Here is a 17582-nt window from a genome sequence, read left to right on the forward strand (position 1 = left end):
TGGGAGAGAGATGAATATACTGCATGCTGCGTCAGAAGTTTTTCCTTTTGTAAAAACAGGCGGATTAGGAGATGTACTCGGGTCGCTACCTAAAGCACTAAATAAGCAAGGAGCTAACGTACGAGTCATTTTGCCTTTATATGAAAATATTCCTCGTGTGCTGTTGCAAAATGCGAAGCGCATCGCTGAATTTACTGTTCAAGTAGGCTGGCGCAGTCAGTACTGCGGTATTTTACAAGTAGAGCAGGATGATGTGACGTATTATTTGATCGATAATGAACAATATTTCAAACGCTCGGGATTGTATGGATATGAGGATGACGCTGAGCGGTTTGCTTTTTTCAATCGTGCGGTGCTTGACGGGCTTCCGTTAATTGGATTTGAACCGGATGTTATCCATGTTCATGATTGGCAGGCTGCGATGATTCCTGTTCTTTTAAAAACACAATATGCACATCTACCTGCCTATCAAGGCATCCAGACGGTACTTACGGTTCACAATTTGAAGTACCAAGGGACATTTAGCAAGGAAATGATGATGGATGTATTTGGACTTGGGCTGGAGTACTTTGGTGGAGATCAGCTTGAAATGAACGATGGAGGCAGCTTCCTGAAGGGGGGGCTCCTATATGCCGATAAAATAACGACTGTGAGCAAGACGTATGCAGATGAAATTCAAACCCCATTCTATGGGGAGCAAATGGACTCGTTATTACGGTACCGCAGCCATGATTTAACGGGAATTGTCAATGGAATAGACTACGATTTGTATGATCCAATGCAAGATCCCCATCTGTTTATGCGTTATCGGGATGCAATTTCTAAGAAACGGCAGAATAAGCTTGTTCTTCAAGAAAGATTTGAGCTGCTGCAAGATGAGGGCATTCCAGTAATTTCCATTGTGACGCGCTTCGTTCAGCAAAAAGGTCTGGATCTAATTGCACACGTTCTGCCTGAACTCATGCAGCTTGATGCGCAATTTGTTATTGTTGGGACAGGCGAATATCAGTACGAGCAGTTGTTTAGACAGGCTAGTGAACAGTATCCAGATCGGATCTCTGCGCAAATTATCTTTGACGATTCACTCGCTCGCCAAGTCTATGCGGCTTCGGATCTATTCCTGATGCCTTCCTTATTTGAACCCTGTGGGATAGGACAATTGATCGCGATGCGTTATCGCTGCGTTCCCATTGTACGTGAAACAGGTGGCTTGCGTGATACAGTTCTGCCCTATAACGAGTTTACGAGTGAGGGGACAGGGTTTACTTTTGCCAATTATAATGCCCATGACATGCTGTATACGATCGGACGAGCCATTCAATTATACAAGTATGACCATCAGGCTTGGGGAAATATTTTAAGTAATATTAAGAAAAATGATTATTCCTGGCGTAAATCCGCACAAAAATACATGGATCTATATGAAGAACTTCAAAGGAAAACAGCTGTCGCCGTTTGAAAGAACCGGCAGTCGGCCATAACTGCCTTGGCTACACCTGATGCCCCAAAGCATCAGCATGTGGATCGAAAATGGTGGAAAGAAAGTGTTGTGTATCAAATTTATCCGCGTAGTTTTATGGATAGTAATGGGGATGGAATCGGGGATATTCCCGGCATCATAAGTAAACTGGATTATTTACACGACCTGGGAATTGATGTTGTGTGGTTATCTCCTGTCTATGCGTCGCCAAATGATGATAATGGTTATGATATAAGTGACTATCAGGCAATTATGGATTCGTTCGGGACATTGGATGATTGGAAAATGCTGCTCAGCGGTTTAAAGTCACGGGGGATGAAGCTGATCATGGATCTGGTCGTGAATCATACCTCAGACGAGCATCATTGGTTTATAGAATCTCGGAAATCGAAAGAAAACCCATATCGGAATTATTATATTTGGCGGCCAGGTGTGGATCATAAAGAGCCTAACAATTGGTCATCCTTGTTTAGCGGCTCTTCGTGGCAGTTGGACGAGACGACTGGGGAGTATTATCTGCACCTCTTTTCGCGTAAACAGCCGGATTTGAATTGGGATAATGAACAGCTGCGTAGTGAAATTTATCGGATGATGACATGGTGGTTGGAGCTTGGAATTGATGGCTTCCGAATGGACGTGATCAATCTCATCTCGAAGGTGCAAGAGTTACCAAGTGTTCCAAGTACTGAGCGTTACACATGGGGCGGGCAATATTTCATGAACGGGCCACGTGTTCACGAATTTTTACAAGAAATGAATCACGAAGTGTTGTCCAAGTTCGATTGTATGACAGTCGGGGAAACACCAGGCGCAGATGTTGAAGAGGCTTGCCGCTTTGCAACCAGTGATGGTTCGGAACTTAATATGATCTTTCAATTCGAACATATGGGGCTAGATAGTTGGGGAGATAAGTGGGATGTGAAACCTTGGAGCCTACAAGACCTTAAATCTGTCATGTCTAAATGGCAAAAGGGTCTGGAAGGACGTGCGTGGAATTCCTTGTACTTGAACAACCATGACCAGCCTCGCATGGTATCACGCTTTGGTCATGATCAAGAATATCGTGTACAAGCCGCTAAGATGCTTGCGACATGGCTCCATTGCCAGCAAGGAACGCCTTTTATTTATCAAGGGGAAGAAATCGGGATGACGAATGTGCGTTTTGCCGAACTTCGTGATTATAAAGACATCGAAACGCACAATATGTATCGCACGCGAGTTCTTGAAGGTCATCATAGCCATGAAACTATAATGGAGTCAATCTACCTGAAGGGACGGGATAATGCTCGTACACCGATGCAGTGGAACGATTCCAAGCATGCTGGATTTACGACAGGCGAACCGTGGTTGAAGTTGAATCCGAATTATGTGGATATCAACGTTGAAGCTGATCTTGCAAATCCGCAGTCCATTTATCACTACTATCGGCACCTGATTACACTACGTAGGCAGCATGAGGTTATGGTGTATGGGAGCTACGAATTAATGGCAGCGGAACATGATCAAATTTATGCCTATACGCGCACACTTGGTGATGAACAGTTGTACGTGGTGTGTAACTTCTATAAGGATGAGCCGGAAATAGAGTGGCCTATCGAAATGGTTGGTAAATGTGAGCTTCTAATTAGTAATTATGAGTCGTATCCGGTTAAAGAAGAAGTGAGCATGCATCTGCGTCCTTATGAAACAAGGGTGTATAAAATTACGAAGTAAGTCTATAACAAGGATGATTCATGAACAGCTCTCGAGGGGCTGTTTTTTTGTGCGATCCATATAGTAAATTCCATTATGGAATAAAGTCCGGTATAATTGTTGTATAGTCACAGGAAATGAGGGGATTCATTTGAAAACATTCGGAGGACATCTGAGACAGTTGAGTGAGATCTTCTGGCGTTTTTTGAAAATAGGACCTGTTACCTTTGGCGGGGGCTACGCGATGATTCCTGTTATTGAAAAAGAGGTTGTCGAGAAAAAAGCGTGGTTTACAGATCAAGAAATGGCTGAAGCATTGTCTATTTCAAGCTCAGCTCCAGGTGGTATTGGAGTTAACTTATCGGCATTCGTGGGATATCGTGTTGCGGGAATTAAAGGAGCAGTTGCAGCTGTTCTTGGAATAACACTTCCGACTTTTATCATTGTGTTTTTATTAAGTCTGGTTTATATGCAATTTGAGAATAACGCGAAGTTAGACGCTGCATTTGAAGGTATACATCTGGCTATTATAGCACTTATTTTTGTTGCGGCATGGCGGATGTGGAAATCAGCTGTGATGGATAAAACGACAATGGTTACTGCTATTGGAACAGTCGCTATCCTTCTTCTCTTTAATATTCATCCCTTGTTGGTTGTTGTAATTGGGGGTATGATCGGGAATCTATTTATTATGGTGAAAGTTAAGCTTGGCTTGAAAGTGCAGTTTGAGAAAAAGCGTACGGAGGATGAGACACCCAACTCGCCATATAAATACGCAGACTACTTCATTGCGGACGGGATCTAGAGAAAGGAGTGAATACAGATGATCTTTGATTTATTCACGACTTTTTTTAAAATTGGATTATTGTCTTTTGGCGGTGGTTATGCGATGCTTTCCGTTATTGAGCATGAAGTTGAATGGAATCAATGGATGTCTCCAGAGCGGTTTACGGACATTATTGGACTTGCAGGCATGGCACCAGGCTCAATTGCAACGAATAGTGCGACGCTTGTTGGTTATGAGACGGCTGGTGTGTTAGGGGCAGTTAGCTCAACATTAGGCATGGTGTTACCCTCTCTATTGTTGATCATTGTTATGGCGGCTTTTTTTTATAAGATTCATCATAAACAGTGGGTGAAATCTACTTTTTATGGACTTAAACCAGTTGTAACGGGACTTATTATTTATGCAGCAATCCATTTTGGGCTAACGAATAAACAAACAGAATGGTTGACATGGCATAATTTGGGTAGTGTCATTATTCTGATATCGGCTGTGATTGCCATTATGCGTTATCGGATGCATCCTTTACCTGTAATTGTAGTGTCTGGACTTTTGGGAATCGCATTTTTTAGTTAAATATGCATTATGATATTAAAGAATATGAGGTAAAGAGGATGAGTAGAAGAACTTTAGTCATATCAGACATTCATGGTTGTTACGAAGAATTTAAAGAACTTTTATCCTTAGTTAACTATGTACCAAATGAGGATGAACTTGTTTTGCTAGGCGACTATTGTGACCGCGGATTCATGAGTAAAGAGGTCGTGGAGTTTGTCATAACCTTATGCGAAGAAGGAGATGTAAAGTGTCTCCGTGGGAATCATGATCAAATGTTACTTAACGCACTGGATGATGTTAACGATGCATCATTTCTACGTAATGGTGGCATGACCACGATTGAAAGTTATTGCGGGTCTGACTGGTTCGATCCAGAAAAAAGATATGAATTTGATCGTTATTGTGATGGAAAAGATTTTATCAATGCCAATTACCAATCACATATTGATTTTTTTAGAATTTTACCTTTTTATTATGAAAATGATCAATTTATTTTCGTACATGCAGGACTTAATCCGAATTACGGGATTGATTGGAAGAATCAGACTGAGCGTGATTTTATTTGGATTCGAGATCCATTTTTTAACCATCCAACCCAAGTAAGCAAAACCGTTGTTTTCGGACACACACCGACATTGAATCTACATGATACAAGTGATGTCTGGTTTGGAGATGGGAAAATAGGAATCGATGGTGGGTGTTGTTTCGGACGACAACTTAATTGCCTTGAAATCGGCGATTCCGGGCTGCAAACCCACTTCGTTAAACGTAGAATTACATAGAGATGAATAAGTTTGATTTCATGTGAAAATGAACAAAGACCTCAGATGAACTTTCTGAGGTCTTTGTCATCTAAATGTAAGTGATTTACTCGGAACTAGCTAAGTTCCAAAGGTTGAGCAGCACAGTGATAGCACCAAGAATAATGCTGCTTAAGGTAACGTCAGATGAGAGTGTGAACAGGGATGGTAAGACGATAAACCAAACCCCAGCTAACAAGGAGATCCAGTTTTGCCATGTTCCCCAACCGGATTTTCCATAAGCAAGCATGGATGCAGCGAATTGGAGTACCCCAACAATTACACTGGTTAAAACAACTGTTGAGTCACTTGTAAATCCGAGCACCCAAGGTGCAGCGATGAACCATAACCCAATAAGTGCAACCAACGTATTTCTTGCCTTCATGTATAACACCTCCATTTAGAAGTAATAGGTGGAAATACTTACACTTTATCTTATTCAAAAGTTCGCAGGACGTGGCTGGTTTAAAGGATTATTTTTATAAAATGATTGGGGACATATGGATAGGTGTGATGAAAATGGGTATATCTGATATAATAGATAATAGCGTTAAAAGAAGGAGTGTTAGAGAATGCTGATAACAAGATGCATAACATGTGGAGGTCAGCAATTGTCCGATGTTATTGAAACCGTTGAAATGAATGTGGAAGGTTCAATCATCGTCATTGAAAATTTAAAAATGACCAAATGCAAAAACTGTGGCGAACAGTATCTGGATAAAAAAGCGAATGATTACATTGATAAGAAAGTCAAGGAACGAAAAGAAGGACCTAGTTCTTCCATGAAATAAAGGAGCGATACCGATTGGATCTTCAAGTCGCATACAAAGTAAAGATAAATCAGAAATTCGTCGATAAAGTAGCGGAACTTACGGAGGTCGTTGGGGGTAACCCAATCGAAATCTATCATCATGCTATAGAAAAATTGGTTTTACTTGAAAATGTACCTGAGGAACACATTAAGATTGTGTCCATTGGATAGCTAGGGAGAGGGGAATGAAGGATAATGAACAAGAAAATCGAGGATTCGGAGCAGCATGAAGCGCATTGTAACCATTGCGGTGACGATCATCGAAAGAGTCATCATTCCGATAAAACAAAAAGCAATTTAATCAATCGGCTGAACCGAATAGAAGGTCAAATTCGTGGTGTTAAGGGCCTTATTGAGAAAGACACATATTGCGATGATGTGCTCAATCAAATTTCCTCGATCCAATCTGCGCTTAATGGTGTTGGTAAATTACTGCTTGAACATCATATGAAGAGTTGTATCATTGAACGAATTCAAGAAGGCGATAGCGAAGTTATTAATGAGCTTCTGACAACCATGCAAAAACTGATGAAATAATGAGCGAGCGGAAGGATTCTCTGGAGTCCTTTTTTTGTATCGAAAAAGGGAATAGGGGTGCGAGGATGACGATTTATTGCGCATTGTTAAGAGGGATCAATGTAAGTGGGCATAATATGATCAAAATGGCAGAACTGAAGAAAATGTTCGAAGAAATGGGCTATGGGCGCGTACAAACGTATATTAACAGTGGTAACATCTTATTCGAATCGGAGGAAGATGAGTTAACGATTCAGGAGAGACTTGAGCAAGGCATTAAGGAAGTATTCGGGTTTCAAATTGCAGTCATCTTACGTACGGCTGAAGAAATTGAACGTATCCTTGCAAAGTGTCCATTTGTATTTGAAGAACTTGTGGACAAGCAGAGCATTCACCTTACGATGCTGCGAGATGCCCTTACACAAGCTGATTACGATAAAATGCCTGAAGTCGATCAAGGTTTAGATCAATATCTCATCGACGGCCGAGAGATCTATGTGTTCTATCATAACAGCATACTGGATTCGAAGTTAACTAAAAAGTTCCAAAAGCTTGTTCCTCAAACAGCACGCAATTGGAAGACAATGATGAAGCTACATTCACTCGCACAAGCGATGAAAGCGTAGATTCTAAATAAAAAAGGGCGGTGACGTCTATTCGTAGACGAATCACCGCTCTTTGTCGATTGTAAGAGTTGTTAGGATGTTAGGTGCTAAGCACCCATTTCACCATTGTCATGATTGAATTGCCAGTTAATGCCGAACTTGTCCACTAAGCTGCCATAGCATTTGCTCCAGAACGTTTCTTGCATCTCCATTGTTACTTTGCCGCCTACTTTTAATTGCTGATAATAGTGCTGCATCTCTTCGATATTATCATGATTGACTGAAACATTGATGTTGTTTCCAACTGTAAATGGCATACCCGGGAACACATCGGAGAACATTACATTACTTCCGCAGATTCTAAGATTTGCATGCATCACAAGAGACTTAGCTTCTTCCGGAAGTGGGAACGCAGGATCGGATGGGGAATCTCCGAATGTCATGATATGCGGCTGTCCGCAGCCAAACACCTCGGCGTAAAACTCAACAACTTCACGACAATTTCCATTGAAATTAAAATACACATTAACAGCCATTCGATTCGCTCCCTTTGGGTTCACTTAAAATCATAAACTATGATTTATACATATTATAACATTTGAAGGACGAGTTTCAAACTTGTGGTACATTGAAAAAAGGCCGCGTAAGCGACCTTTATCTACCTCGATGTTTTTCCTTAGCTTGCCTAACTTTCAAGGAGCGTTTTCGTTCTGCAAGGTCTTCTCTCATTTGCTTCGTGAAGACTTTTTGATCTTTTTTACGTGATTCGATTTCAAGCTTCATTGCTTCTTGTGCAAACGTAGATACACCCCTTACTTGCGTCTCTTTGGCAATCTGCCTTGCAAGTCGTTTAGGATTTATTCTTCGTTCACAAGGTGGAGTAATCTCGATTTGTTGCCTAGCTAAAGAAAGGAGTTTAGGCATCTGATGCTGGATAAAACTCATCACTTCGCCGTCTTTTGGTTCCGCTCCAAAAATAAACTGACACACTTTGAGCTTGGAGCCTATCTGATGCTCAACAACACCTACCCAATATTGTCCATTGTAAAACACGGTTAGTTTCAAAACGAACCGCCCCCTTTAATGAAGTTCGGAGTGACGGACATCCCAAGGGGGGAAGGTTACTGACAAGGGATCGCTTGATCCACAAGTGTCCGGACTACCGACCGGAGCTGTGTTTTTACACTCTATACCTATTATGTCTGTATAATCGAATATTTTCAAGACGCATCATGGCTTTGCGTGAAAGGTAGTTTTCATATATAGTATTTAGAATTATCTAAAATAGATGTGGGGGAAGGAAAATATGAAAAAGGCAAGAAGACTACAACCAGGCTCCAAAATTGCAATTCTATCACCATCGAGCGGCTTACCTTTTCTGTTCCCGGAAAACTATGAACTTGGTCTGCAAAATCTTCGAGATGTACTCGAATTTGAAATTGTAGAAATGCCAACAGCTCGAATGGCGCCAGATGAACTATATCAGAATCCGCAGCTGCGTGCAGAGGATATTAATCACTGCTTTAAAGATGATTCAATCGATGGAATTATTACTTCAATTGGTGGTTATGAGTCGATTCGTATTCTACCTTACCTCGATCTTGATGTCATTGTGAACAATCCGAAGATGATTATGGGCTTCTCGGATGCGACAACGTTTCTAAGTTATTTGAATCAATTAGGATTGGTCACGTTCTATGGTCCAGGCGTACTCGCAGGTCTTGCTCAAATGAAGAATTTGCCATCAACCTATATCGATCACTTGAAATCGATCCTATTTGGTGAAGCGTTTCCTTATACATACAAGCCGTACGAGCTATGGACGCATGGCTATCAAGATTGGAATAATCCGGAGATGGTCGGTCAGTGTAAAGAATTTTATCCGAATGAGACAGGATGGAAGTTCTTACAAGGAAACACCACGCAGCAAGGATATTTATGGGGTGGATGTATTGAAGTCCTTGAATTTATGAAAGCGACGAAATATTGGCCAGAGGAAGATTTCTGGCAGGATAAAATATTAATCTTTGAAACTTCCGAAGAAAAACCATCCCCGAATCATGTGGGATATATGCTGCGCAATTATGGTGTGCAAGGACTATTTTCCAAGGTAAAAGGAGTTATGTTCGGCAGAGCGAAGGACTACACACCAGAAGAAAATGTAGAGCTGCATGAAATGATTGTGAAGGTCATCAAAGGTGAGTTCGGTGCAGATGAACTGCCGATTGTGGTGGGTGTAGATTTCGGTCATACGGATCCCAAGATTATTCTTCCTATGGGTGTTAAGTTTGAGATTAATCCTCAGACAAATGAGATTGTGTTGTTGGAAAGTCCGTTTCAAAAGTAGTAGACAAGGGAAGGCCGCCGATCTCTTCGACGGCCTTCTGTGCATATTAAGAATACAAGATCACCTTGGACCAAACAAAGAAACGTTCAGATTAACGGGTCTATCGGGAAAAATCCGCCGCGGCGCATAGTTTCCAAGAACCGTACCATAAGTAACGGCAAGTTTTTGCTCCATGCGATTCCTTATGAAGTTTGGATCTTTCGGGCGACACGTTTCCCAAGCTCGGAGGACGCCTGGTACAGGTAGCCTAGCACGATGTTTTGCGTTTCAGGGGATATGCCGGCAAGATCGACGGCCAGGTTATCTACCAAGTGTTCTTGCTGTAATGGGGCAAGAGCACGATAAAACTGACCGGCTTGCGCGAAGTCATCTTGCTTGGGGACGTCTGACCGCACGAGGCGTCCTTCCACGAATCTCCCGTTGCCGCTGGTCACAAGGGAATCAGGCATCCAGTTCTGCTGATGATTAATCGGAATCTTGCGGAAATCTGGACCAATCCGCCGTCGCTGTGAATCCCAATAAAGATTTGCACGCCCCTGCAGTATCTTATCGTCCGATAACTCTGCGCCTTCCAGCAGGTTGGAAGGGGAGAAAGCCAGCTTTTCTACTTGCTCCATATAATTATCCGGATTGCGGTTTAGTACCAATTTCCCGACGGGGAACAAGGGATATTGCCGCTCATCCCATACCTTTGTACTATCCAATGGATCATAAGGGAGAATGGATTCGTCCTGGGGGTTCATCAACTGCACGTAAAGCCCATATTCAACCGTTTTGCCCGCGTTCAGTGTATCGTATAAGTCCTTGCCGGCATAATCCGGATTCTCGCAAGCGATCCGGGCTGCTTCTTGACGGTCAATATACTGCACACCCGAAAGAGGCAGCCAATGATATTTCACGTAAGTGCGGATACCATGTTCGTTTTTCCAGACGTAAGTGTTGACGCTGTGGCCCGGGATGTGGCGAAGACTTTTGACAGTGCCCGCGTCGGAGAAGAGCCAGACAAGAAAGCTTGTGGATTCCGGTGTTCGGGCGACGAAGCTCCAAAATCGTTCCGGATCGATGAGGTTGTTGGCGGGCGACGGCAGGAAGGCGTTGATAAACTCAGGAAAGCGGATGGCGTCTCGGACAGAGAATACGGGGATATGATTACAGACAAGATCGAACACACCCTGATCCGTATAGAACTTGGTGGAGAGTCCGTACACGTTACGGGAAGTATCCGGCGTGCCTTTGTTGCCGACGGCTAAGGAGAATCTTACCGTGACGGGGATCTGCCGACCCGGATTTTGCAAGAAACAAAGCTGCGTGTAAGCCGTCATGGCATGTACGGTTTGAAAGTAGCCGAATGCGCCGTAACCTTTGGCATGCACGGGCCTTTCCAACAATTTCGAATGGATGAAAGCCTCCAGCTTTTCATGCAGTACGTTGTCCTGTTCCAGTACAGGGCCTCGTTCGCCCACCGTCTGCGAATGAAAAGCAGCCGAAGTATCTCCGGACCATTTATTAGGGCGAGTTCCACTGTTTTCGTTCATCTTTCAACCTCCCATGCCCGCATGCGAATTATTTGGATATATCAAAATGTATGAAGAGCTGCTATGCGAATATGACAGTGCCGCGTCCAATAAGGAACCGTATCATAAGTGACGGCGGCATTCGCATTCTGGATAGCTTCAAGGAGACGCCATTGTTCTTCAACTCGAGGGATATCTGCTAGCTGTAGGAGTGCTTTCACCGAAAAAGACTGAATGATGGAGCCCTATGGATTTCGTAAAAGTTTTCAAGCTTTCCGATCCATAATGATAACGAATAACCGCTTGTAATCTGTCATCTGTACATAACTTGGTCATAGAAAAACTGCACCTCCAATGGTTAGATAGTGTCTAACAATGGGGATGCAGTTCAGAAGAATGGAGGTTATTTTTTGTGATTCTATTCTGATTAATTGGCTGTTAGACTTTGCTCGAACATATCAATGATATGAAGGAACCTTTCGGCTTCCCGAAATACATGATCTGCGAGTAAGGGGTGGATGATACTTTTTATACGACAAGCCTCGATTAAATCTTTTGCTGTCTTTTTAAAATCCCGGAGAGATTTAACGGATACTCTGTTTTGATCTAAAAATTGATCCAGTAGAGGTACAGTTTGGGATTGTGGACGCATGGATTCTAAATCTTTTGCTTGAAATAGGAGTTGGTCGAAGTCATGACTAAAATGACGTGCTTGTTCTACTAATTGTCTTTCAGATGGATCGAGCAGATGTCCGATGAACTTCGCATGATCCGCCATAATCCGTAAGAAAAATACATTTTCGTCAATGATCGCGTCGGGTAAAGGTTCCAATTTTCCGTTATTGAGTTCTGCCAAACGATTTCTAAAATAATTTGCTTCTCTACTCGTATGATCGATCAATAATGGGAAGTTGTTTGCCCCTGGCATTTGACAAGTAATAGCCAAATGTAATATTTTTCTTTTAAATGCCCAAATGTGGGAAACTGCATTGTGTACTTCTGCATTAAAACGTCTTATTTGATCAGGGTCTGTTTCAATTGTAAACGCATGTGATATTCTTTCGATTTCTTCAAATCGTGCATAAAATTGATTGGCTTCCACGATTAACTGGGTATCCTCGCACCTAAAGCCTAATTTAAGAAAAAGTGAATGTTCCTTCATGATACGTGACCAAAAGCGAATTTCATCTAACGAACGCGCTACGAACGCATTTAACATGTTGTACCACCTCATTAAAGGTATAGGTCTTATCAAAATAAATCATATTCGCATGTTTCGTTAGGTATGTATGAAATTTCACTTGCTAGTCCTGCGTCACCGGAACATTCATCCATTAATAAAGTTGTTCTTAAGTTGAACCGAGGTGGGAATTAACCGCAATGAACGTTAGACAGAGCCACATGCATAAAGGTGTAAATAAATAATAGTCATAGATGGCAAACCGTGTTCCACGTACCTTTTTCATAAGTCCGACATAGCGAAAATCCCCGATTGCTCGCAGTCCGAACACAGCTGCACAAATTCCACAACCCCAAGTAACTGTAGAGGAAATGGGTAATACGGTTAAGAGGCCAGCTTTGATCAGCAATAGGGCAGAGGATGCGAACAGCAGAAGTGCCACAACAATGGTTGCGATGCGCCCTGGTACGAAGGTTGGTTTCTGATCTTTCGTTGTTGGAATGACTGCACTCGCTCCCCATCTACCTCCGAACGCCCAGTACACATGTAGACCCCCGATACCGATTAAAAGTAGGGCAGATATCACGTAAACAATGCTCATTACTCGTCAGCTCCTCTCAGGGCGAATGCCCGCCCATACGATATCAAAATGTCTCTGAAAAATATCTTCGAATCGTTTATTTTGTCCATCGGTTGATAACCAGAACATGAGGGAATTGAAATAGGTGCCTATTAATACGGATGCAACGTCTCCAGTCACTGTTTTCTCAGGAAGTTGACCTTGTAAATACGCATTATCTAACAGCGGTTTAAGTGTATTTCGAAAAGTGTGGATAATGCCTAACTCTTCGTCCATGAACAAGCCGGAGCGCATGAGTTCTGAAATCACAGGCCGTACCATATCAGGCTGCTCGTCATAGTTCATCATTAGATCGCGAAAGAGCAGGATCAGTTTTTGTTTCAAATCGGGGATTGCGCTATGACGCTGTATACTCTCATTCACGGATTCAAGCTGCATCATGCCTAGATGTAGGAGCAGTGCTTCTTTTTTTGAAAAATAGTTATAAAAAGTCCCTTTCGCAATGCCACAGGCTTGTGTAATCTCCTCAATCGTAACGTTATCGAACCCTTTTTCTTTAAACAACATCATAGCCTGATTGAAAATTTCATTCTTCAACTGCTGCTTTCTTGTTACTCTTAGCATTCTTATGACACACCTCCTCTCAAAAAAATGACTATAGTCATAAAATGACCTTGGTCATAATTGTATCAATTTTCCAATTTATATCAAGGGGGTGATTGACGGTTTCGTATGTCGTTTTTATGACTTTTCGCTATGGTGAAATGCGTAAGAACTTGTTATTCTTGTGAGATGACTACTCTTTTTGAAAGTGGGGGAAATCCTTTGAACCAGGAGAAAAGACAAGTAGATGAGAAAAAATGTCCACTGTGCGGTGAAAATAATAGGTGTGGGGTTTACGACGGGGACTGTTGGTGCTTTCATATCAAAGTGCCACTTGAATTACGTGAACGGATCTCGGAGGCTCAACGAGGAAAAGTATGCATTTGTCGTCAATGTGTAGAGGAGTTTTATGAGAAACAGGCGGATTCCATATAAAAGGCATTACTATAAGATCGTAGTAATGCCTCCAAAGGTGCCTCCAAAGGTATAAATAATTATTTAGAGAACAGTCCGCAGTTGTGAATGATTTCATCTGTACCCAGTAAAGAAGCTTCTCGAATTCCCACATGATTGGTTTTCATGAAAGACTGTACGACTTGGTATCCAACAGCATATCCTGCAAATGGTGATAAACCAACAGGTGGATACCCTTGTTCTTTGGCAAAGGTGTCTCCGAACATGTAACTGCTCACTTCGGCAAATCCTTTTATATGTAAGGCATCTTTCATGACTTCCAGGGAGTATTCGAAGTCTTCTTTATCAAAGGAAGTCACCCATGGTCCCAATTGATCTTCTCCATAAAGCTCTCGCGCAAATGACTCCGCTAATCCCTCAATAATTAAATAATCACCAACTGTAACATTCCCATGATCCCAGTCAAAATAGGAAAAACGAATATTATGATGGAATTCATGTGCGATGAGTGCAGGAAGCCTAGGAACATTATAAGAATTGGGGTAGATGGTGACTTGAATATATCCAGGTATTCCTCCAAAACCACAATAACCCTGCTGTAGTTCTAGCTTTTTGGGGTCAGCGATATACAATCCAAACCGTAATTCATCTGCACGAATCTGTAGATCATTCTCTTGGATAAAATGAACACAGCGATTTAATGTTTCATTCGCCGTTTGAAGGGCCTGGATTTCTTGTAATTTTTTTAACGCTATTTTTCCATTTTCGGTGTTGGCTACGTTCAAATAACCCATCATCTGTGTAGCCGTTATAACATCATATCCATTAGCTTGCTTAGCGACTAAAGGCACGTGGATCGTGTTCCACATCTGTTCAAATGGCTGCATCATGGTGTATCGAAAATAGTTTTCTCGACCTTCTTCCATTGTGTACATTTTTTCATAGTGTTCAATTGTATTTTCAATACTTATTTTCATATCGATCGCCTCCAATTGCTACTGTAAGGCATCACGCGACGTGAGAGTCAATAGTCTAGCTATATTCGGTATTCGTAGAATTGCAAGATTTTTGTGGTAATAATGGAGTTCTTATTGTAAAATCCTACTACTATTCGAAAAAAAGAGGAGAAAACAAATGAAAAAGAAGATTTCTATGCTGTTGGTCATTTTTGCATTAATGGGGGTATTTAATTCAACGGCCTACGCGATGCAAATCTTCGTGAAGACCTTAACTATTAAAACCATTACGTTAGATGTAGAAGCCAGTGACTCGATCGAGAATGTAAAACAGAAGATTACAGATAAAGAGGGAATTCCTATCGAACTGCAGAGGCTCTTATTTGCAGGAAAAGTGCTAGAGAATGATCGGACATTGTCAGATTACAATATTCAAAAGGAGTCAACTTTAGCATTGGCCCCTATTCCTCAAAAAGTACCAGAATTAACGGTACAGGTTGCACCCGGGATAGCAATTGGTACATCAGCCATTACAGCAAAGATAGATCCAGACCGTTCACTAATTATTAAAATTTCAGATCTAGAAATACAGGTCCCGAATACAGGAGATATGCTTACTAGCGGCGATGCTACCTATATGCCTTATATGAGCGGGCAAGATATTCAAGGTGTTGATTTGCAAAAAAATAAATATATCGGCGTATACGAAGTAGATCATAATCAAGTGATCAAGCAGTTTAAACTTGTTACACTTTCAGTGAATGATATTAAAACAATTGAAGCTCCAGCAGCGCCGATTGTTACAGCAACAGCAGGCGATAAGATGATCACATTGAACTGGAATGTGGTTAATGGCAATGATACTTACAAAGTATATAAGAGTACAACACCCGGTGTTTATGGAAAAGAGTTAGCTACTACTCCTGGTTCAGTACATAGTTTAAATGCGTTGAAATTAACGAAGGGAACGACCTATTATTTTGTTGTAGTAGCGACAAAAGCAGGAATTTCCAGTCCAGTGTCCAATGAGATAAGCGCAACTCCAATGACTGTCCCTGGGCTTCCAACGAATATAATGGCTTCGGCAACAAACGGACAAGCGATTATTACTTTTGACGCACCTATTGATAATGGGGGAAGCCCGATAACCGAATATGAGGTAACCTCTTCACCTGGGAATATTGTCACAAGAGGGAGTACAAGCCCCATAACGGTTACAGGCCTTACGAATGACACCTCTTATACATTTACGGTCAAGGCGATCAATCGTTTAGGAAGTAGCACATCTTCGACTATTTCTAACGCTGTCACTCCAAAGTTACCTCAGGTAGAAGATAATACTAGAGATGATGTGAGCACGAATAAGTGGATAGATTCATCGTTACCCGTGCAATCAAATCTTGTATATGATGTTCTGATTAATGGTAAAAAAGAACGTGCAGCAACGTTTACTGAATCGAAAATCAACAACCAGAAAGTGAGCAAAGTGGCATTAGATTGGAAAACTCTTGCAGCTAAATTTGCGCTATTGGAGCAGCACGCAGTTCTTTCGATTCCTATGAATACGAATGCGGATGTCGTGGTAGTTGAGTTTAATGGCGAGTCGATAAAGAGCATAGTACAAAAGCAAGCAATCATTCAGCTCAAGTCCGACAAGGGGATCTATACTTTACCTGCTGAGCAGATTAGCCTGCAATCGATACTGGATCAATTTGGGGGTAATATAGCACTTCAAGATGTGTATGTACAGATTGAAATCGCCGCACCAGATTTAGATCATATGAAGACTGTGGAGCGGGAAGCTGTTAAAAATAAATTTACGTTGATGGCGCAACCATACAACTTCTCGATAAAAGCTATTCATGGTCATTCTTCGATTGATTTGACTCATTTCAACACATTCGTGACACATGAAATGCTGATTCCTGATGATATGGATCCGAATAAAATCACAACAGGAATTGTTGTTGAATCGAATGGAGCCGTCCGTCATGTGCCGACAAAGATCGAGATCGTGGACGGTAAATATTTTGCGAAGATAAATAGCATAACCCCTAGCGCTTATTCTCTCATCTGGCATCCAGTTCAGTTCAAAGATGTAGCTGATCACTGGGCCAAGGATGCTATTAATGAAATGGGTTCAAGAATGGTTATTAGCGGAAATAGTGAAAACACCTTTATGCCAGACGAGAATATCACACGTGCAGAATTTGCAGCAATTATCGTTCGAGGACTAGGCATGAAATTAGAGGATGGACCCTCTACATTTTCAGATGTAAGTTCTTCGGATTGGTACAATAATGTGATAAATACAGCAGCTTCCTATAAATTGATTAAGGGTTTTGAGCAAGGGGAGTTCCGCCCACTGGATAAAATGACAAGAGAACAGGCCATTACCCTAATAGCAAAAGCGACGAAAGTTACAGGCTTAAAAGAAAAACGCTCAACAAACGATGCAAAATCATTGTTGAGTTCATTCTCCGATAAGGTTGATGTATCGACTTGGGCAATAGACAGCTTTGCTCAATGTTTGCAGGCAGGAATTATTTCTGGGCGAAACACCACAGAGCTTGCTCCTAAAGAAAACATGACTCGTGCAGAGGCTGCAGTTATGATTCAAAGGTTACTTCGAATTGCTGATTTAATTTGATATTGAACTTTAATTGACACAGTATAAAAAGATTGCTCACATTCTGACAAGAACAGTCGGAACTTAGGCAATCTTTTTGTGTTGTAAAAAAA

20 protein-coding genes are annotated in these 17582 nt (G+C 41.7%); 12 read left to right on the forward strand and 8 right to left on the reverse strand.

The annotated features are described in order from the left end of the window. The first annotated feature begins 10 nt into the window (after window positions 1-10). The 5 genes from glgA (at window position 11) to ACSBOP_RS08265 (ending at window position 5296) form a co-directional block, all read left to right on the forward strand. Entirely contained in the window at window positions 11-1459 is a 1449-nt protein-coding gene (glgA, locus tag ACSBOP_RS08245) for a glycogen synthase GlgA (RefSeq protein ID WP_442603930.1), read from the forward strand. A 60-nt stretch (window positions 1460-1519) separates the two neighbouring features. Continuing rightward, window positions 1520-3193 carry a glycoside hydrolase family 13 protein gene (locus ACSBOP_RS08250; RefSeq protein WP_442603931.1) on the forward strand — a complete coding sequence of 558 codons (1674 nt, stop codon included), beginning with the start codon at window positions 1520-1522 and terminating at the stop codon, window positions 3191-3193. A gap of 130 nt (window positions 3194-3323) precedes the next feature. Beyond that, window positions 3324-3977: a chromate transporter gene (locus ACSBOP_RS08255; RefSeq protein ID WP_442603932.1), complete on the forward strand. Its 654-nt coding sequence runs from the start codon at window positions 3324-3326 to the stop codon at window positions 3975-3977. A gap of 18 nt (window positions 3978-3995) precedes the next feature. Beyond that, window positions 3996-4532, forward strand: a complete 537-nt coding sequence (locus ACSBOP_RS08260) for a chromate transporter (protein WP_442603933.1) — start codon at window positions 3996-3998, stop codon at window positions 4530-4532. Between the two features lie 38 nt (window positions 4533-4570). After that, window positions 4571-5296, forward strand: a complete 726-nt coding sequence (locus ACSBOP_RS08265) for a metallophosphoesterase family protein (protein WP_442603934.1) — start codon at window positions 4571-4573, stop codon at window positions 5294-5296. An 85-nt stretch (window positions 5297-5381) separates the two neighbouring features. On the opposite strand, the gene ACSBOP_RS08270 is transcribed toward ACSBOP_RS08265, so the two are convergent. Continuing rightward, window positions 5382-5699, reverse strand: a complete 318-nt coding sequence (locus ACSBOP_RS08270; protein WP_442603935.1) for an SPW repeat protein — start codon at window positions 5697-5699, stop codon at window positions 5382-5384. Window positions 5700-5886: 187 nt separating this feature from the next. Between ACSBOP_RS08270 and ACSBOP_RS08275 the strand changes: the two genes are divergently transcribed. From ACSBOP_RS08275 to ACSBOP_RS08290, 4 genes are all read left to right on the forward strand, one after another. Next, window positions 5887-6105, forward strand: coding sequence for a YgiT-type zinc finger protein (locus ACSBOP_RS08275; RefSeq protein WP_442603936.1), 219 nt, complete (start codon window positions 5887-5889; stop codon window positions 6103-6105). A 14-nt stretch (window positions 6106-6119) separates the two neighbouring features. Further along, entirely contained in the window at window positions 6120-6296 is a 177-nt protein-coding gene (locus ACSBOP_RS08280; protein ID WP_442603937.1) for a hypothetical protein, read from the forward strand. A gap of 24 nt (window positions 6297-6320) precedes the next feature. Further along, the gene (locus ACSBOP_RS08285; protein WP_442603938.1) at window positions 6321-6662 is read left to right on the forward strand and encodes a metal-sensitive transcriptional regulator; all 342 of its coding nucleotides are present in this window, start codon (window positions 6321-6323) and stop codon (window positions 6660-6662) included. A 65-nt stretch (window positions 6663-6727) separates the two neighbouring features. Beyond that, window positions 6728-7267 (forward strand): DUF1697 domain-containing protein, encoded by a 540-nt coding sequence (locus ACSBOP_RS08290; RefSeq protein WP_442603939.1) that lies wholly within the window; start codon window positions 6728-6730, stop codon window positions 7265-7267. Window positions 7268-7353: 86 nt separating this feature from the next. Here ACSBOP_RS08290 and ACSBOP_RS08295 read toward each other — a convergent pair whose 3' ends face one another. After that, on the reverse strand, window positions 7354-7782 hold the full coding sequence (locus ACSBOP_RS08295; protein WP_442603940.1) for a VOC family protein: 429 nt from the start codon (window positions 7780-7782) through the stop codon (window positions 7354-7356). A gap of 118 nt (window positions 7783-7900) precedes the next feature. Continuing rightward, complete coding sequence (locus ACSBOP_RS08300) at window positions 7901-8311, reverse strand: YjdF family protein (RefSeq protein WP_442603941.1); 411 nt, start codon at window positions 8309-8311, stop codon at window positions 7901-7903. 241 nt (window positions 8312-8552) lie between these two features. On the opposite strand from ACSBOP_RS08300, the gene ACSBOP_RS08305 reads away from it, so the two are divergent. Then, window positions 8553-9593, forward strand: coding sequence for a S66 family peptidase (locus tag ACSBOP_RS08305; protein WP_442603942.1), 1041 nt, complete (start codon window positions 8553-8555; stop codon window positions 9591-9593). Window positions 9594-9775: 182 nt separating this feature from the next. On the opposite strand, the gene ACSBOP_RS08310 is transcribed toward ACSBOP_RS08305, so the two are convergent. From ACSBOP_RS08310 to ACSBOP_RS08325, 4 genes are all read right to left on the reverse strand, one after another. Then, window positions 9776-11128 carry a catalase gene (locus tag ACSBOP_RS08310; RefSeq protein WP_442603943.1) on the reverse strand — a complete coding sequence of 451 codons (1353 nt, stop codon included), beginning with the start codon at window positions 11126-11128 and terminating at the stop codon, window positions 9776-9778. Window positions 11129-11534: 406 nt separating this feature from the next. Then, a complete protein-coding gene (locus ACSBOP_RS08315; RefSeq protein WP_442603944.1) occupies window positions 11535-12326 on the reverse strand; it encodes a DUF2935 domain-containing protein in 792 nt (263 codons plus the stop codon). 130 nt (window positions 12327-12456) lie between these two features. After that, window positions 12457-12888, reverse strand: coding sequence for a DUF3995 domain-containing protein (locus tag ACSBOP_RS08320; protein WP_442603945.1), 432 nt, complete (start codon window positions 12886-12888; stop codon window positions 12457-12459). A gap of 6 nt (window positions 12889-12894) precedes the next feature. Next, window positions 12895-13491: a TetR/AcrR family transcriptional regulator gene (locus tag ACSBOP_RS08325; protein WP_442603946.1), complete on the reverse strand. Its 597-nt coding sequence runs from the start codon at window positions 13489-13491 to the stop codon at window positions 12895-12897. Window positions 13492-13659: 168 nt separating this feature from the next. Here ACSBOP_RS08325 and ACSBOP_RS08330 point away from each other — a divergent pair, with 168 nt between their 5' ends. After that, window positions 13660-13905, forward strand: coding sequence for a cysteine-rich CWC family protein (locus tag ACSBOP_RS08330; RefSeq protein WP_442603947.1), 246 nt, complete (start codon window positions 13660-13662; stop codon window positions 13903-13905). A gap of 59 nt (window positions 13906-13964) precedes the next feature. Here the strand turns inward: ACSBOP_RS08330 and ACSBOP_RS08335 are convergent, their stop codons facing one another. Continuing rightward, complete coding sequence (locus ACSBOP_RS08335) at window positions 13965-14861, reverse strand: DUF2268 domain-containing protein (RefSeq protein ID WP_442603948.1); 897 nt, start codon at window positions 14859-14861, stop codon at window positions 13965-13967. Window positions 14862-15018: 157 nt separating this feature from the next. Here ACSBOP_RS08335 and ACSBOP_RS08340 point away from each other — a divergent pair, with 157 nt between their 5' ends. Continuing rightward, window positions 15019-17490 carry an S-layer homology domain-containing protein gene (locus ACSBOP_RS08340; protein WP_442603949.1) on the forward strand — a complete coding sequence of 824 codons (2472 nt, stop codon included), beginning with the start codon at window positions 15019-15021 and terminating at the stop codon, window positions 17488-17490. Window positions 17491-17582 lie beyond the last annotated feature (92 nt).

Origin of the sequence: Paenibacillus sp. KN14-4R (assembly GCF_052180255.1) — a bacterium.
Taxonomy (GTDB): Bacteria; Bacillota; Bacilli; order Paenibacillales; family NBRC-103111; genus Paenibacillus_AM.

Coding starts and splice junctions, on each gene's coding strand:
- glgA (WP_442603930.1), top strand. CDS start 11: ATGAATATACTGCATGCTGCGTCAGAAGTTTTTCCTTTTGTAAAAACA.
- ACSBOP_RS08260 (WP_442603933.1), top strand. CDS start 3,996: ATGATCTTTGATTTATTCACGACTTTTTTTAAAATTGGATTATTGTCT.
- ACSBOP_RS08265 (WP_442603934.1), top strand. CDS start 4,571: ATGAGTAGAAGAACTTTAGTCATATCAGACATTCATGGTTGTTACGAA.
- ACSBOP_RS08270 (WP_442603935.1), bottom strand. CDS start 5,699: ATGAAGGCAAGAAATACGTTGGTTGCACTTATTGGGTTATGGTTCATC.
- ACSBOP_RS08275 (WP_442603936.1), top strand. CDS start 5,887: ATGCTGATAACAAGATGCATAACATGTGGAGGTCAGCAATTGTCCGAT.
- ACSBOP_RS08285 (WP_442603938.1), top strand. CDS start 6,321: ATGAACAAGAAAATCGAGGATTCGGAGCAGCATGAAGCGCATTGTAAC.
- ACSBOP_RS08290 (WP_442603939.1), top strand. CDS start 6,728: ATGACGATTTATTGCGCATTGTTAAGAGGGATCAATGTAAGTGGGCAT.
- ACSBOP_RS08295 (WP_442603940.1), bottom strand. CDS start 7,782: ATGGCTGTTAATGTGTATTTTAATTTCAATGGAAATTGTCGTGAAGTT.
- ACSBOP_RS08305 (WP_442603942.1), top strand. CDS start 8,553: ATGAAAAAGGCAAGAAGACTACAACCAGGCTCCAAAATTGCAATTCTA.
- ACSBOP_RS08310 (WP_442603943.1), bottom strand. CDS start 11,128: ATGAACGAAAACAGTGGAACTCGCCCTAATAAATGGTCCGGAGATACT.
- ACSBOP_RS08315 (WP_442603944.1), bottom strand. CDS start 12,326: ATGTTAAATGCGTTCGTAGCGCGTTCGTTAGATGAAATTCGCTTTTGG.
- ACSBOP_RS08320 (WP_442603945.1), bottom strand. CDS start 12,888: ATGAGCATTGTTTACGTGATATCTGCCCTACTTTTAATCGGTATCGGG.
- ACSBOP_RS08325 (WP_442603946.1), bottom strand. CDS start 13,491: ATGCTAAGAGTAACAAGAAAGCAGCAGTTGAAGAATGAAATTTTCAAT.
- ACSBOP_RS08330 (WP_442603947.1), top strand. CDS start 13,660: ATGACTACTCTTTTTGAAAGTGGGGGAAATCCTTTGAACCAGGAGAAA.
- ACSBOP_RS08335 (WP_442603948.1), bottom strand. CDS start 14,861: ATGAAAATAAGTATTGAAAATACAATTGAACACTATGAAAAAATGTAC.
- ACSBOP_RS08340 (WP_442603949.1), top strand. CDS start 15,019: ATGAAAAAGAAGATTTCTATGCTGTTGGTCATTTTTGCATTAATGGGG.